Raw genomic sequence first — 13,389 nt, forward strand, 5'->3', positions numbered from 1 at the left:
CTGAGCATCCACAGCCCCGCAGACCTCGACTGGGTTGCCCAGGAACTCAACGACCGACCGCGCAAAAGACTAGAGTTCAAGAAACCGATCGAACTGATCGAAAACCTCCTGTTGCAATGACCGCCTGTCCCATAGCCGATCGGTCAACGGGCAATCGCCGTTGTGTTGGATGTGCCACTGCTTGAATAGGGCTTACGGACTGAACGAGCGACTTAGGGGATCTGACGTGACACAAGTGATAAAGGAAGCACACGATTCCTGGGCCCGGGGAAGGTGGCGCAACCCGCCCGTGCGTGTCGTCGCGGATGGTCGGACTCTGCGGGTAACCGCAGCCGAGAACAGTGACGCGTGGAGGCACACCTCGTACGGCTTCGTCCATGACAGCGCGCATGCCCTGTTGGCACCGCTGCCCGCTGAGGGGGCGGTGGAGGTTTCATTCCTTCTGAATTACACCGAGCAGTTCGACCAGGCGGGGATCTATCTTCACGTTTCGGAATTTTCTTGGATCAAGGCCGGCGTGGAGGTGTCCGACGGAGTCCCACAGGTCGGGGCCGTCGTAACACATGGGGTCTCCGACTGGTCGGTGGCACCTGTCCCTGAGTGGATCAATCGGGAAATCACAGTGCGGCTAAGCAGGGCCGGTAACGCCGTCACCATCAGGGCCCGCGCCGGGGATGAGTCTTTCCGGCTCATCCGCGTTGCTCCTCTGGATGAAACAGTAAGTGCCGAGGTCGGCCCATTTTGTGCCTCGCCCACTCGGGCTAACTTCACGACCACCTTCACCCGATGGGTTGAGACCGATGCAGATGCAACCCTGCACCCTGAACACGACTAAAGCCGCAGCACTCATCCGTGAGTCGTACTGGGAGCGGTGAAGGATCCGCTTTCGGGCAAATTCAAGGCGCCCGCCTTTCGTCGGGCACGATAAGAGCTATGACCGTCGAACTTCGCCCCTGGACGCTGGAGGACGCGCCCGCGCTGTGGGCTGCCTACCGGCAAAGCCCAGACCTTGAGACGCAATTTGGCGGTGCGGACCTGGCCACCGTCGACCAGGCGAGCAGTCGTGACTGCCCAGGGAATCGAGACCTCTGCGGAGCTGGACGCTGTCTGGGGGTCGAGGACCAATGCGCGGGAAAGTAGCGCTAAGGATCAAGATGACCACGCTGGCGCGGCTTTCCCTGGACCGCGATGGGAAGTTTGCCCTGGTCAGCACGAGCAGTCACCTAAACATCCGTAGACGTTGCATTGGCCCAACCGCAGTAGTACACCTAATGAAATTGCGGCCATTTGGACCAATGCGCGGGAAACTGGCGCTAAGGCTGGTGGGAGTGCCCGGTAACCTTCTGCACTTGAAACGTTTCCGCAGGTCAGAGCTGTAAAGCATGCCGTGTCCAGGGTCGGAGGCCTGCCCTTGCTGCGGCCGGACGAGCAGGTCTTCACGGCCATGTTGAACGGGTGGCGCAACCAGCAGCTCGCCCGGAACCTGGCGTTCTCCACGATCGAGGGCCGTGAGAAGGCGGTGCGGGCGTTCGCCCGCCACGCGGATGCCTTCCCATGGGCCTGGTCACCGCAGATGGTTGACGAGTGGCTGGGTGATCTGCGCTCGGTCCGGAACCTGCGCCGCTCCACGCTGCGGAACTACCAGGGGAGCATCCGCTCCTTCTGTGACTTCGTTACCGACCCCGCCTACGGCTGGGCCGAGGCCTGCCAGGAACGGTTCGGTACCCACCCGGTGCAGGTGATCCACGAGTGGAACGCCGCCGTGCATGTCGAGGAAGCGGAGGCGGACCCGGCCAAGCGTGCCTTGACCCGCGATGAACTGCAGGCATTCTTCGACCACGCGGACGAACAGGTCGGCCGGGTGCGCGGGCGCGGACGCAAGGGCTGGCTGCCCGCGTTCCGTGACGCGATGCTCTTCAAGACCGCGTATGCCTTCGGCCTGCGCCGCAACGAGGCGCGGATGCTCGATGTGGTGGACTTCGGCCGCAACCCCCGGGGCCCGGAGTTCGGGGAGTACGGCGTCCTCTACGTCCGCCACGGCAAGGCGAAGAAGGGCTCCCCGCCCAAGCGCCGCAGCGTGCTGTCGGTCCTCGACTGGTCAGCGGAAATCCTGCAGCAATGGGCCGAGGAGGCCCGCCCGCTGATCCCCACCGCCGGCCCCGGAGCCTTACGGCCCTCGGAACGCTCGTCACGCGTGGGCTTCACCCAGATGAACACCCGCTTCTGCACCTACCGGGACAGCCTTGGCCTGGATCAGGGTCTGGATTTCCATTCCTTTCGGCGCTCCTAGGTCACGCACCTGATCGAGGACGGCTGGGATGCCCGGTTCGTCCAGGAACAGGTCGGCCACGAGCACGCGTCGACCACCTCGATCTACACCTGCGTCTCCTCTGACTTCCGCACCCGAACTCTCCGCAGGACCCTGGACGCCACGATGGAGGCCGCCCTGCGGCCGGTGAGGAAAGCCCGATGAAACGACACATCAGTTATCAATGGCGGCTGCGCGAGGTGATGGCTACCCGGGGGATCTTCACTGCCTCGGATCTGTCCCCCCTGCTGGCCCAGCGCGGCATCGAGCTGTCCTCGGTGCAGGCCTGGCGGCTGGTCACCCAGATCCCCGAGCGGCTCTCGCTGCCGGTCCTCGCCGCGCTCTGCGGCATTCTGGAAGTGGCCCCCGCGGAGCTGATCGCCACCCGGGCGGAGGCCGTGACGCCGCACCGCACGGCCGGCGCGGGTGCCGAGGTCGTGGACCTTGCCGCCACCATCCGGCCCAAGCGGGCCAGGATTACCCCCGAGCAGTGAGTCCCGCCTACGACACCCGCGAGAAGTATGAGCGGTGGCATATACGCATCTGTGCCCGCTGCGGCCGGCAAGCAGCGAAAGCGGCGAACTGGTCGGACGGCCCGATCTGCCGGACGTGCTTCGACAAGGCCACACGCACACATGGATCCTGCCCGGGCTGCCGGAGCGAACGACTGCTGCCGGGCCGCGACGCCTCAGGGATGCCGGTCTGTAGGGAATGTGCAGGGATCACCCGCGACTTCTCCTGCGACCGCTGCCGGGTTGAAGGGCCCCTGCTCGCCGGACGGCTCTGCCCCAGATGCACCCTCACCGACCGGCTCAGCGCGCTCCTGGATGACGGCACCGGCCGCGTCCACCCGCCCCTGGCACCACTATTCGACCGAATGCTGACGATGCAACGGACCAAAAGCGGGCTTGCCTGGCTGACGCGCGCTCAGCCACGGGCCCTGCTGCAGGACCTCGCCTCAGGCCGGCTCGCTCTGACCCACGAAGCGTTCCAGCAACTGCCGAACTGGCGGACCGCCGCCTACCTGCGCGACATACTCCTGGAGTGCGGGGTCCTGCCCGCCGTCGACCGGCAACTCCTGCTCTTCGAGAGATGGCTCACCGGGCATCTGGCCGCCGTCGCGACCCCGAACACACCCGGGTGCTCCACCGCTTCGCCACCTGGCACCAACTCCGCAAACTCCGGGCCAAAGCCGGCAAAGGACCGCTGGGCAACTCTCCGGCATACGCGGCCCGGCAGCAGCTGATCCAGGCCGGTTCCTTCCTGACCTGGCTCACCGGCCGCGGCGCTCTCCCCGAACACTGCCGGCAACCCGACCTCGACGCCTGGCACAGCGAAAACCACGCCACCCGCCGACCCGCCACGACCTTCCTGAGCTGGTGCATGAAGACCGGCCGGATGCCCGCCATGACCATCCCCGTCCGGTCCACGGGAAACCCTGCCCCAATGGGACAGCATCACCGGCTCGCCGCTCTCCGGCGCCTGGTCACCGACGAAACCCTGCCGCTACGCTCCCGCGTCGCCGGCTCATTGATTCTGCTCTACGCCCAACCGGTAAGCCGGATCGTCCGGCTCACCACCGACGACATCCTCAACTACGGAGACCACACCCTGCTGCGCCTCGGTGAACCGCCGACTCCGGTTCCGGAACCGCTGGCCGGGCTACTGCGGGCATACCTCGAAGACAGGCCCAACATGACCACCGCCGCCAACCCGGCCTCCCGATGGCTCTTCCCGGGGCGCCGGGCCGGGCAACCCATGGACCCGGGAAGCATCCGCGATCTGCTGCAGGAAATCGGGGTCCCGGCCCAGTCCGGCAGAACCGCAGCGATCCGACAACTCGTCCTCCAGATGCCGCCGCCGGTGGTGGCCCAGGGCCGCGGTTACCACCACACCAGCACCACCAGGATCGCAGCAGAAGCCGGATCACCCTGGAGCGGATACGCGCCCGGCGACCACAGCCGATAACAACTCCCGCAACACCGAGCCATTCCCGACAGCGGCAAAGCCGGCCACTCCCATGAGCTGCCGCGAAGGCTTTTGGTCCCTGAGTCAGGCTCTCCGACGCTGCAGCTGCTGCAGGTACCCGGCCGACATGACGATCGCCAGCCAGATCTGCCAAACAGGTCCCGAGGCCAGCCCATTCCAGGGGAAGGTGCCAAGACTGAGGCCTAACACGAGTCCCAAGCCAAGCCACAAAGTGCCCTGGACAACCTGTGAGCTTATGCGGTGAGTCGGCACTATGAGGGTGCTGGCCAGCAGCAGACCACAGGCCGCCCACCCAAGAAGAAACACCCGAAGAAGCATGTCCCTTCCGGTGCCGTCACTTGGCCATAGGAGTAGCGGTATTGAAACTGAGGCCAGAACGAACGCCGTGGCGAGAAGACCATCCTTCCAGTTGGCGGACCGTGTCGCCTGTGGGGCTGAAACTGACATACTTACTCCTTAGTACGGACCGCACCTGACAATGGGGTAGCAGGAAGAACGGTTACAACAGTTCAGGCTTACACACCAGGGGCAGCCGATAACCGCACATGCAATGCATGACCCCGGGTTGCCGCAGGCAAAAGCACAACCCCAACAGCATGATTGAACGCAACCCCAGTTCTGTTCGTCGCACCTGCGGTACATGCAATCCGGGCAGCCACTTGCTGTGGTTGTCGGTTGATCGGCACGCAGGGCGGCGACGTCCGTGGCGACTCCATCGTCTGCTTCCGCAATCAGGCGCGATGTTTCAGCCCCGGTGATTTGGAATACCCTCGTCAGCCGCCTGCTTGTTCCGGACTTTGTGGTGACGCCGTAGGTGGCGACCACGGTGTCTCCATGGACATAGGCAACGGCTACCATGCTTCCGCCGCCAGTGAGCGCATGGCGGACGCCCTTCACGGTGGGCGCGTCAACTATTTCTTCGGAGACCTCAACCCCGGCAACACCGGTGCCGAGCATCGAGCGGGATTCCGGCCGGACAGATGCAAGCCCCATCAGTCTGGACATGTGCGCAGATGCCGAAGATTCTCGCCATGCCGCAAGAGCCTGGCCCCCGGTCAGATCTTCCTTGGATGTACCCGACATCTGATCGAACCAATGTTCATTTCGCCGCTTCTTATCTGATGCGGCGACGGCCGCGGTGCCGCTGCCTGCCAGAATGGAAATGCCGAGCGCAACCCCGGCCGCACTTTGTAGAAACACGTTTCGGCTGACGCCGCGCTCGGGTCCACGGTTGTTTTCAGCACTGCGCTGGCGAAGTGCTCCCAGTTGCTGGAGTATCCGCCAGCTTCCGCGCATGCCGAGCCTGCTCATCATTGCAAGCCCCATAGCCGCACCGGTTTTTGCGGAGACGTCACCGTCAGCGATTTCGATGAGTGTCGGGGTCCACGGCGCATCTTCACCCAACGCCACAACCCGCCAAGACACCATTTCCGGCGACGACAGATTCATGACTTCAAGTCTTCCGCCGGTAGCCGAAGCAACGTCCTCGGCAATCTTGCTGCAGGCCAGGCACCCGGCGTCAAAGCCTAGGACGAGCCTCATATCAGTACTCATTCGCAGTTCCCCCATATCACTGCTGGGCCCGCCCCCTGCGAACCCAGTAGCCTCACCATTCCGATCATGACGAAATTTGTCAAGTCACTTTACAAACGGGGGAATGCGTGTCTTCCCGATGGCGTTGTCTGCTTCGACAGCGCCGGCATGGTCACCGCGTTAGTGCGTCCGGGATCATCTGGCAGAACGGACCCGCAGTCCAGCAGAACCGTAGTGATCCGAAAAATCGTCCTCCAGATGCCGCCGGTGGTGGCCCAGGCCCTCGGCTACCACCACACCAGCACCACCAGGATCGCAGCAGAAGCCGGATCACCCTGGAGCGAATACGCTCCCGGCAACCACAGCCGATAACAACTCCCGCACCCCGCCAATCCCGACAGCGACAAAGTCAGCCAGAGAAAATCCGAAGAATACCGACTACTCAATCAACGGTCACTACCAGTCCCGCGAAAGCCAGGGGACGGCTCGGCGGCCGTCCGCCGGCAATGACGGCGACGAAACTTGCGGCGGCTAAAGACCTGCGGGGTCAGGGAAAGAAACTGCAGGAGATCGCGGCGACTCTCAGCGTGAGCAGGTCCTCCCTCACCAAGGCCCTCGGGCCGCGACCAGGTAAGTCGGCGCCGGACTCCCAAGCCGTCATTCAGGACGTTGCGTAAGTCGATTCCGCACGCGGTCAGTGCGCCGCCGGTTTTGGATCAACTTGACCATTCCGTTCATCGGGGGCCGTGCCTACCAGGGGACCCCGACGACGGGGCGGCCGCCAATTGGCGGAGGTGCGCCGGCAACCACGCTGCCCAACGCATCGCCGCCCTGGCGTCATGCGCGAGCTTGTCGTGCACAATGAGTCCATGGCCCTCACGAGCAATCTCACGGTCGACTCTCTGACGAGAGCGATGCGCGCCCACCTGTACCTCGCCGCTGCAGTCGCTGCCGAACGGGCCCGTGAACTCTGGGATGGCGAGTTCGAAGGCAAAGCCCCGAGGACGGACGACGACATCCAGGCGTTCATCGACGCCCTCGTCACCGGATTCGACGACAGCATGAACGACACGATCCAGGCGGAGGCCGTGCTCGTCCGTGTGCGCGGGCTCCTCGGCGAGTTCATGACCCCCGCGGATGCCGACGCCGCGATCGTGTCCTTCCGGGAAGGCCCCGAGTCCCACACCGACGAGGTGCAGCGGGTGCGGCGGGAATGGAACGCGAAGAACGCCAAGCGGGCACGAACGATCCGGGTGGTCTGGCGCACCTACTGGGCCGGGGCCGTTGTGCTCACAGCCGTCGTCGTCGGACTGGCGATCGCCTCGGGGAACGGCGAAGACGTGATCGCGGCCGCGATTCTTGCGCCGAGCCTCCTCGCCATCGTCGCCGGCATCATGGCCGCGACCTTCAGTTCCATCCGCGGTGAGCCCTCCTCCCCGGAGCCCATGCCAAACATGTAGGTCAGAGCACTGAAACCTCCGAGCTCAGAGATTTTCTCCACAATCCACGGTGACTCACCCAGCCTGTCGGTCGAGCGTCAGTTCAAGAGCAAATCCTCGTGAGTGTAAGAATGGCTTCATGTGCGCCAGATCGCTCCGCCCCGGACAGCGCACCAAGGACGAGCTGCAACACCGGACCGAGGTGGATTGAGAATGCCGAAACGGACAGAGCAAGTGAACGAGAACGCTGCGCCGACGACGGGACCCGTGTTCCCCAGGATGCTGACCCTGGAGCAGGTTCAAGAGGTCCTTAACGTCAAAAGTGCACTGGTCTATTCGCTCGTTCGCAGCGGCGAGCTCCGTTTAAGTTGACATACTCACCCTGGGGCAGGTCACCGAATCAACAAAACCGGGGGCAGTCCCCTCACTGCAGGCTTGGGATCGTCGACAGATCAGGGCCGACCTCTGCTAATTCAAACTCGGCTGCTTGACCGTCGCATCGTTGTTTCCGGCGCGCTCTCCCGGGGCCCGGGTGCCGTCATCTTCGTAGTGTGTCGCGTTTGCGATGTCGCGGCCGGCGATGTAGCCGAACGTCAAGGCCGGGCCGAGGTTGATCCCGCCGGCGGGTCTTGGAAAAAACCGATTTCCTCGGGGGAACCACCGCGTACTCGGCCGGGACTTGTTGGGTGCCCAACAACCGATTCCAGCGTGAAGACGGAATCCTGGACGATTACGACCGAGCCGCACGCTATCTGGATGCCGTGGTGAGCGGCAAGGCCCCGCGTGAAGGCTGGCTCGCCTATCTGGACGCCGCGCCGAAGATGCTGGACGCGATGCATGACCTTGGCGTCACCTTCCGTCGCTCCCCTGCCGTGGTCGACTACCACTCCGAACTTCCCGAGACTGGTAAGACCGGACGCGCGTTGGAACCTGACCCCTTCGACGGGCGCCTGTTGGACAAGGCCGACTTCGGCCGTGTCCGTCCGCCGGTACCCGAGTTCGCTCTTCTGGGCGGGACCCTGATGTTGCGCCGCGCGGAGGTGTCCGCCTTGCTCAAGCTCTACAACGGCTCGCTGGCTGAGCGTGGCAAGGCCGTGGCTCTGGCTGCACAACTCGGCCTGCGGTGGGCACTTGACCGGCTCACCCGTCCGCGAGGCACGCGCCTGGTGATGGGCAACGGGCTTGTGGCCCGAATGTTCCACGAATCGCGCAAGCGGGGGGTGGAATTCCTCTTCGGTGCGCAAACCACCGAACTACTCAAGGACGGGGACCGTGTTGTCGGTGCGGTGGTTGCGCAGAACGGCAGGCGCCTGCGCGTCCGTTCCCGCCAAGGCGTGGTGCTTGCCGCCGGCGGCTTCGCCCAAAACGCTGAAATGCGAAAGAAGTTGCTGCCTTCCCCCACGCCGCTCTACTCGCGGGCCGGGGAAGGGTCCACCGGAGACACGCTGTCCCTGGCCAGGGAGGCCGGTGCCACGCTGGCCAGGGATAACGGGGAAAACGCACTGTGGTTCCCCAGCTCCATCGGACGACGAAGGGACGGTTCTCGCGTGGTCTTCCCGCACATCTGGGACCGTGCCCGTCCCGGCGTGATCGCCGTGGACTCTAACGGCTTGCGCTTCGTGGACGAATCCTGTTCCTACCACCGTTTCGTGCGGGCCATGTTCGCTTCCCCGGACGCCGCCGCGGTGCCGGCCTGGCTGGTCGTGGACTCGCGGACCTTGGCAAAGTACGGGCTGGGCATGATCACGATGCCCCACCTGCCGCGTGCGGCACTGCGGCGCTACATCAAGGACGGTTATCTCTACGAGGCAGAGACCTTCACCGGCTTAGCGGCGCAGATCGGCGTGGACGCCGCGGGCTTGGAGTCGACCGTGCAGCGCTACAACGGGTTTGCCGCCACCGGCGTGGATGAGGACTTCCACAAGGGCGAGCTGCTCTTCGGTCAGGTGGCCGGGGACCCGGACCATGGGCCGAACCCGAACATCGGGCCGCTGCTGAAGGCGCCCTTTTATGCGATGGCCGTCGTGCCCACACCGCTGGCCACCGCCTACGGGGTGCTCACCGACGGAAACGGGCAGGCACTTGATACCCAGGGCAAACCGGTGGCCGGACTCTATGCCGCTGGAAACGACGCCGCGTCGGTCATGGGCTCGGAATACCCCGGCGCAGGCGTGCAGGTCGGCGCCGGCATGACCTTCGGCTGGCAGGCGGCCCGTCACGCGGCCGCCACAGCCCAGGCCGCGGCTAGTCTGGAGGGCAGCCTCCCCGCGCTCTGATACCAAGCGCCTGGTTTCCCTATTAGCCCCAGGAACGCCCGACGGGGGGACACTCCCGCCGTCGGGCGTTCCTGATGTCGACAAACCACCGCCGCCCACGGGTAACCTTGAGCCATGGCCTCATCCACACCCACCCTCACGACGCACTGGGAACCCCTGTCCCTGCGAGTCGTGGCGGAGCTGCTCGGGCCGTCATCGGCGCGTTGGTGGTTGTCCGGAGGGGTGGCGCTCGACCACTGGCTCGGCACTAACACTCGCGAGCACGACAATATCGATGTCAGCACGACGATCGCCGACCTGCCCCAAGTGGTGCAGGACTTGCCGGCGCCGTTTAGCGCGTGGGCTCCGTCAGGCGACGGCGTTCTCCCTTGGGCAGAGGCTGATATGGATGCCGACCTGCAGCCGATCCGCATCCATAATGACGCAACGGGCGCATGGGTACTGCAGGTCAACGTCGAGGACGGCACGGATAGCGTCTGGGTTTATCGACGAGATCCCCGACTGCAGCTGCCGTGGGATCGTGCAGTGATCGACGTCGACGGCATTCCGACCGGGGCGCCCGAGGTGCAGCTGGTTTGGAAGGCGCTGCGTCCCCGTCCGGAGGACGACGCCGACAAGGATGCGGTTCTACCGGAGCTCTCTAACGAAGCCCGCGCCTGGTGGGAGCACGCGATTCTGACGATCCACCCGCACTCGTCATGGTCGATCCATGTGCGTAGCCCGTTCGCTCCGGGTAAGGCCAGCTGGAACAGGACAAAACGCTAGCGCTCCGCTTGGGCCTGCCGGCGATGGGCAGCCTGCCTGTGCCGCGTCGGTGAGGTGGCCTACGATCCAGCCGATTCTCAAGAGCGGGTGGTAGCACCCTGCAGGACGTGGTCGGGCCTTCTCCCAGTGCCGTGAATGACGGCTGCCTTCATTACAAGAACCTCGTCATGCTGCCAGACAATCTCGAGGTCGACTGGCGGCGCCGGGTCCCACCGTCCCCACCGACCTCTTCAGTCACGCCGGTGCAGCGTGAGCGGCCTGTCCGATTTTGAGACGCCCGCAGACGCTCATGACTACGACTTGTATTCATCCGCCGCAACCGCATCAAGCACCAGCGAGCGGAACCATCGCTGCGCCTGCGAGAGGCTGGCCTCGCGCCGCGTGTACAACTCCACTGGTGTGCTCTGCCCGGGCCAGGGCAGCTCGGCGATGCGAAGGCGGGGGAACCAGCCGCAGAACACCCCCGCTACATGTCGAGGCAGCAGGACGACCAGATCCGTCGCCTCGAGCACGGCGGGCACGGTGCCGTATTCCTCCATGGTCAGCACGACCTGGGACATCAAGTCGTGTTCGGTCAGCGCCTGCAAAGGATAGACGTGCCCGCCACGGGCGGAGACCCGCACAAAGCGTCTCCCCTCGAACATGTCAGGCCCGGTCGCGGGCAGTGGATGCAACCCGGACGACAGAGCCACGTATTCGACCGAACGCACGTGCGTCCTCCACAGCCGCGGTGTGGCGATCCGCGACACGGTTAATGCCAGATCGATGGTGCCGCGGATTAGCCCGCTCTCGACCTCGTCCGAATCGAGCCGTTCCACCTGTATTCGCGGATCGGCGCCGACCCGCCCGAGGGCGGTCATGATCGGTGGGAGGAACGTCTGCTCGCCGATCGAGGTGAGTCCGAGGACGAGTTCGCCGCTGAATCCGGTCGGTTCGAACACATCCGCTCCCATGACGGTCGCGTCTATTTGTGCCAAGGCGTTGTGTAGGGGCCCAAACAGTTGCGTCGCCTTCGCGGTCGGCACCATGTCGTTCCCCTCGCGACGGAACAGCTCGTCGCCGAACCGCTCCCTGAGCCGCTTCAGGGAATAGCTGACCGTGGGCTGTGTCACGTGCAGTCGCCTGGCGGCGCCCGTGACGCTGCGCAGCTCGTAGAGCGTGACGAATGTCCGGAGCTGGTTGAGGTCGGTGAACGTCATGCCATAGATCTTATCTATGGATCTGTCTCTGCATATCTATTGGACCGCAGTGGCAAACACCCCTAGAGTCAGTTTGGGGCAGCACTGATCCAACGAAGTGCAGCTGCTTCGCACCGCTTACACTCAGTGACAAGGACGACACGCGTGATTATCGACATCCACGGCCACTACACCACAGCTCCAACACAGCTCGGAGCCTGGCGTGATCTGCAGATCGCATTCTCTGAAGGACGCGCGGACGCTCCTGACCCTGCGACCCTGCGCATCAGCGATGACGACATCCGTGAGACCATCGAGGCCAACCAGCTCAAGCTCATGAACGAGCGCGGCAGCGACGTTACTGTATTCAGCCCTCGTGCCTCGTTTATGGCGCACCACATCGGAGACCTCGCTGTGAGCGAGACCTGGGCCCGGATCTGCAACGACCTGTGCGCCCGCGTCAGCGAGCTCTACCCCGAACGCTTCCTAATGGGGGCGATGCTCCCCCAGTCCCCCGGTACGGATCCCGCGACGAGCGTTGCCGAGCTTACTCGTGCCGTCGAGGAACTCGGCGCCGTCACCGTGAACCTCAACCCCGACCCGTCCGGCGGCAACTGGACGTCCCCGCCGCTGACCGATCGCTCGTGGTACCCGATATACGAGAAACTCGTCGAATACGAGATCCCGGCGATGGTGCACGTCAGCACGTCGTGCAACCCGGCCTTCCACACGACCGGAGCGCACTACCTCAACGCCGACACCACCGCGTTCATGCAATTACTCCAGGGCGATCTGTTCCGCGACTTCCCCGAGTTGAAGCTCGTAATCCCTCACGGCGGCGGCGCCGTTCCCTACCACTGGGGGCGCTTCCGTGGGCTCGCAATGGCGCTGGGCAAGCCTGTAATCGAGGAGCACCTGCTGAACAACGTGTTCTTCGACACCTGCGTGTACCACCAGCCGGGCATCGACCTTCTCACCAAGGTCGTCCCGACCGAGAACATCCTCTTCGCGAGCGAGATGATCGGCGCCGTGCGCGACGTCGACCCGCGCAGCGGACACTACTTCGACGACACCAAGCGGTACGTCGACGCCACCACGAACCTGAGCGACGCGCAGCGCGCGCAGGTGTTCGAAGCCAACGCCCGCCGTGTCTACCCAAGGCTTGACCGCGCCCTTACTGCGCGCGGTCTCTGAGAGGACCATCAATTGCGACTGAACAACCTCGGCATCGTCCGCACCAACATCGAACGTCCGGATCCCACGGACGTCAAACGGCTTTCGCAGTTCGGCGTCGCCACTATCCACGAGGCGATGGGGCGAGTCGGGCTCCTGCGCCCCTACATCAGGCCGGCCTACACCGGCGCTAAGCTCTGTGGTCCGGCAGTGACCGTGCTGCTACAGCCTGGTGACAACTGGATGTTCCACGTCGCCGCCGAGCAGGTGCAGGAAGGCGATGTGATCGTCGCCGGCTGCACCACCGAAAGCGAAGACGGCTTCTTCGGTGAGCTGCTCGCCACCTCGCTGACCGCCCGCGGCTGCAAGGGCTTGGTGATCGACGGTGGTGTCCGCGACGTCGCCGATCTGGAGAAGATGGATTTCCCGGTGTTCTCCCGCGCTGTCAACGCCAAGGGCACGGTCAAGGCCACCCTCGGATCGGTGAACATCCCCGTAGTGGTCGCGAACGCCGTGGTGAACCCTGGCGACGTGGTCGTGGCCGACGTCGACGGCGTCGTGGTTGTCCCGCGCGAGCTTGTCGGAGCGGTGGCAGACGCCAGCCAGAAGCGCGAGGATAACGAGGAAGCCAAACGCGTGAAGTTCCGTGAGGGCGTCTTGGGCCTGGATGTCTACGGCATGCGAGAGCCGCTCGCCGCCGCCGGCCTCGAGTACGTGGAGAAGTGACC

Annotated in this window: 13 protein-coding genes and 1 pseudogene; 12 read left to right on the top strand and 2 right to left on the bottom strand. The window is 64.5% G+C overall.

Going from position 1 to position 13,389, the window contains the following annotated elements:
* The 6 genes and pseudogenes from QMG72_RS17870 to QMG72_RS16290 form a co-directional block, all read left to right on the top strand.
* Positions 1-120 (top strand): annotated as a pseudogene (locus QMG72_RS17870) (IS30 family transposase); the annotation flags it as partial.
* 106 nt (positions 121-226) lie between these two features.
* Positions 227-835 carry a DUF1349 domain-containing protein gene (locus QMG72_RS16275; protein WP_326962172.1) on the top strand — a complete coding sequence of 203 codons (609 nt, stop codon included), beginning with the start codon at positions 227-229 and terminating at the stop codon, positions 833-835.
* A 552-nt stretch (positions 836-1,387) separates the two neighbouring features.
* Positions 1,388-2,290 carry a tyrosine-type recombinase/integrase gene (locus QMG72_RS16280; protein ID WP_349359714.1) on the top strand — a complete coding sequence of 301 codons (903 nt, stop codon included), beginning with the start codon at positions 1,388-1,390 and terminating at the stop codon, positions 2,288-2,290.
* Positions 2,291-2,302: 12 nt separating this feature from the next.
* Complete coding sequence (locus tag QMG72_RS17795; RefSeq protein WP_348774849.1) at positions 2,303-2,473, top strand: hypothetical protein; 171 nt, start codon at positions 2,303-2,305, stop codon at positions 2,471-2,473.
* On the top strand, positions 2,470-2,802 hold the full coding sequence (locus QMG72_RS16285; RefSeq protein ID WP_282360874.1) for a helix-turn-helix domain-containing protein: 333 nt from the start codon (positions 2,470-2,472) through the stop codon (positions 2,800-2,802). Before QMG72_RS17795 ends, QMG72_RS16285 begins: the two co-directional genes overlap by 4 nt.
* 598 nt (positions 2,803-3,400) lie before the next feature.
* Positions 3,401-4,276 carry a site-specific integrase gene (locus tag QMG72_RS16290; RefSeq protein ID WP_283481103.1) on the top strand — a complete coding sequence of 292 codons (876 nt, stop codon included), beginning with the start codon at positions 3,401-3,403 and terminating at the stop codon, positions 4,274-4,276.
* 477 nt (positions 4,277-4,753) lie between these two features.
* On the opposite strand, the gene QMG72_RS16295 is transcribed toward QMG72_RS16290, so the two are convergent.
* Positions 4,754-5,851, bottom strand: a complete 1,098-nt coding sequence (locus QMG72_RS16295; protein ID WP_226773769.1) for a hypothetical protein — start codon at positions 5,849-5,851, stop codon at positions 4,754-4,756.
* A gap of 213 nt (positions 5,852-6,064) precedes the next feature.
* Here QMG72_RS16295 and QMG72_RS16300 point away from each other — a divergent pair, with 213 nt between their 5' ends.
* From QMG72_RS16300 to QMG72_RS16315, 4 genes are all read left to right on the top strand, one after another.
* Complete coding sequence (locus QMG72_RS16300; RefSeq protein ID WP_226773770.1) at positions 6,065-6,202, top strand: hypothetical protein; 138 nt, start codon at positions 6,065-6,067, stop codon at positions 6,200-6,202.
* A 467-nt stretch (positions 6,203-6,669) separates the two neighbouring features.
* A complete protein-coding gene (locus QMG72_RS16305; protein WP_226773771.1) occupies positions 6,670-7,290 on the top strand; it encodes a hypothetical protein in 621 nt (206 codons plus the stop codon).
* 665 nt (positions 7,291-7,955) lie between these two features.
* A complete protein-coding gene (locus QMG72_RS16310) occupies positions 7,956-9,545 on the top strand; it encodes an FAD-binding protein (protein ID WP_282468135.1) in 1,590 nt (529 codons plus the stop codon).
* Between the two features lie 114 nt (positions 9,546-9,659).
* Entirely contained in the window at positions 9,660-10,310 is a 651-nt protein-coding gene (locus QMG72_RS16315; protein ID WP_282360885.1) for a nucleotidyltransferase domain-containing protein, read from the top strand.
* Positions 10,311-10,603: 293 nt separating this feature from the next.
* Here the strand turns inward: QMG72_RS16315 and QMG72_RS16320 are convergent, their stop codons facing one another.
* Positions 10,604-11,509 carry a LysR family transcriptional regulator gene (locus QMG72_RS16320; RefSeq protein WP_226773774.1) on the bottom strand — a complete coding sequence of 302 codons (906 nt, stop codon included), beginning with the start codon at positions 11,507-11,509 and terminating at the stop codon, positions 10,604-10,606.
* A gap of 144 nt (positions 11,510-11,653) precedes the next feature.
* Between QMG72_RS16320 and QMG72_RS16325 the strand changes: the two genes are divergently transcribed.
* Both QMG72_RS16325 and ligK read left to right on the top strand, forming a co-directional pair.
* The gene (locus QMG72_RS16325) at positions 11,654-12,682 is read left to right on the top strand and encodes an amidohydrolase family protein (protein ID WP_226773775.1); all 1,029 of its coding nucleotides are present in this window, start codon (positions 11,654-11,656) and stop codon (positions 12,680-12,682) included.
* Between the two features lie 12 nt (positions 12,683-12,694).
* Positions 12,695-13,387 carry a 4-carboxy-4-hydroxy-2-oxoadipate aldolase/oxaloacetate decarboxylase gene (gene ligK, locus QMG72_RS16330; RefSeq protein WP_226773776.1) on the top strand — a complete coding sequence of 231 codons (693 nt, stop codon included), beginning with the start codon at positions 12,695-12,697 and terminating at the stop codon, positions 13,385-13,387.
* The last annotated feature ends 2 nt before the right edge of the window (positions 13,388-13,389 follow it).

Source organism: Pseudarthrobacter sp. PH31-O2 (genome assembly GCF_030063265.1).
GTDB lineage: Bacteria > Actinomycetota > Actinomycetes > Actinomycetales > Micrococcaceae > Arthrobacter.

Bases quoted from the DNA above. Each gene is read 5' to 3' on its own strand.
- QMG72_RS16285 (WP_282360874.1), top strand. From the start codon at position 2,470: ATGAAACGACACATCAGTTATCAATGGCGGCTGCGCGAGGTGATGGCT.
- QMG72_RS16290 (WP_283481103.1), top strand. From the start codon at position 3,401: ATGGCTCACCGGGCATCTGGCCGCCGTCGCGACCCCGAACACACCCGG.
- QMG72_RS16295 (WP_226773769.1), bottom strand. From the start codon at position 5,851: ATGAGTACTGATATGAGGCTCGTCCTAGGCTTTGACGCCGGGTGCCTG.
- QMG72_RS16305 (WP_226773771.1), top strand. From the start codon at position 6,670: ATGCGCGAGCTTGTCGTGCACAATGAGTCCATGGCCCTCACGAGCAAT.
- QMG72_RS16315 (WP_282360885.1), top strand. From the start codon at position 9,660: ATGGCCTCATCCACACCCACCCTCACGACGCACTGGGAACCCCTGTCC.
- QMG72_RS16320 (WP_226773774.1), bottom strand. From the start codon at position 11,509: ATGACGTTCACCGACCTCAACCAGCTCCGGACATTCGTCACGCTCTAC.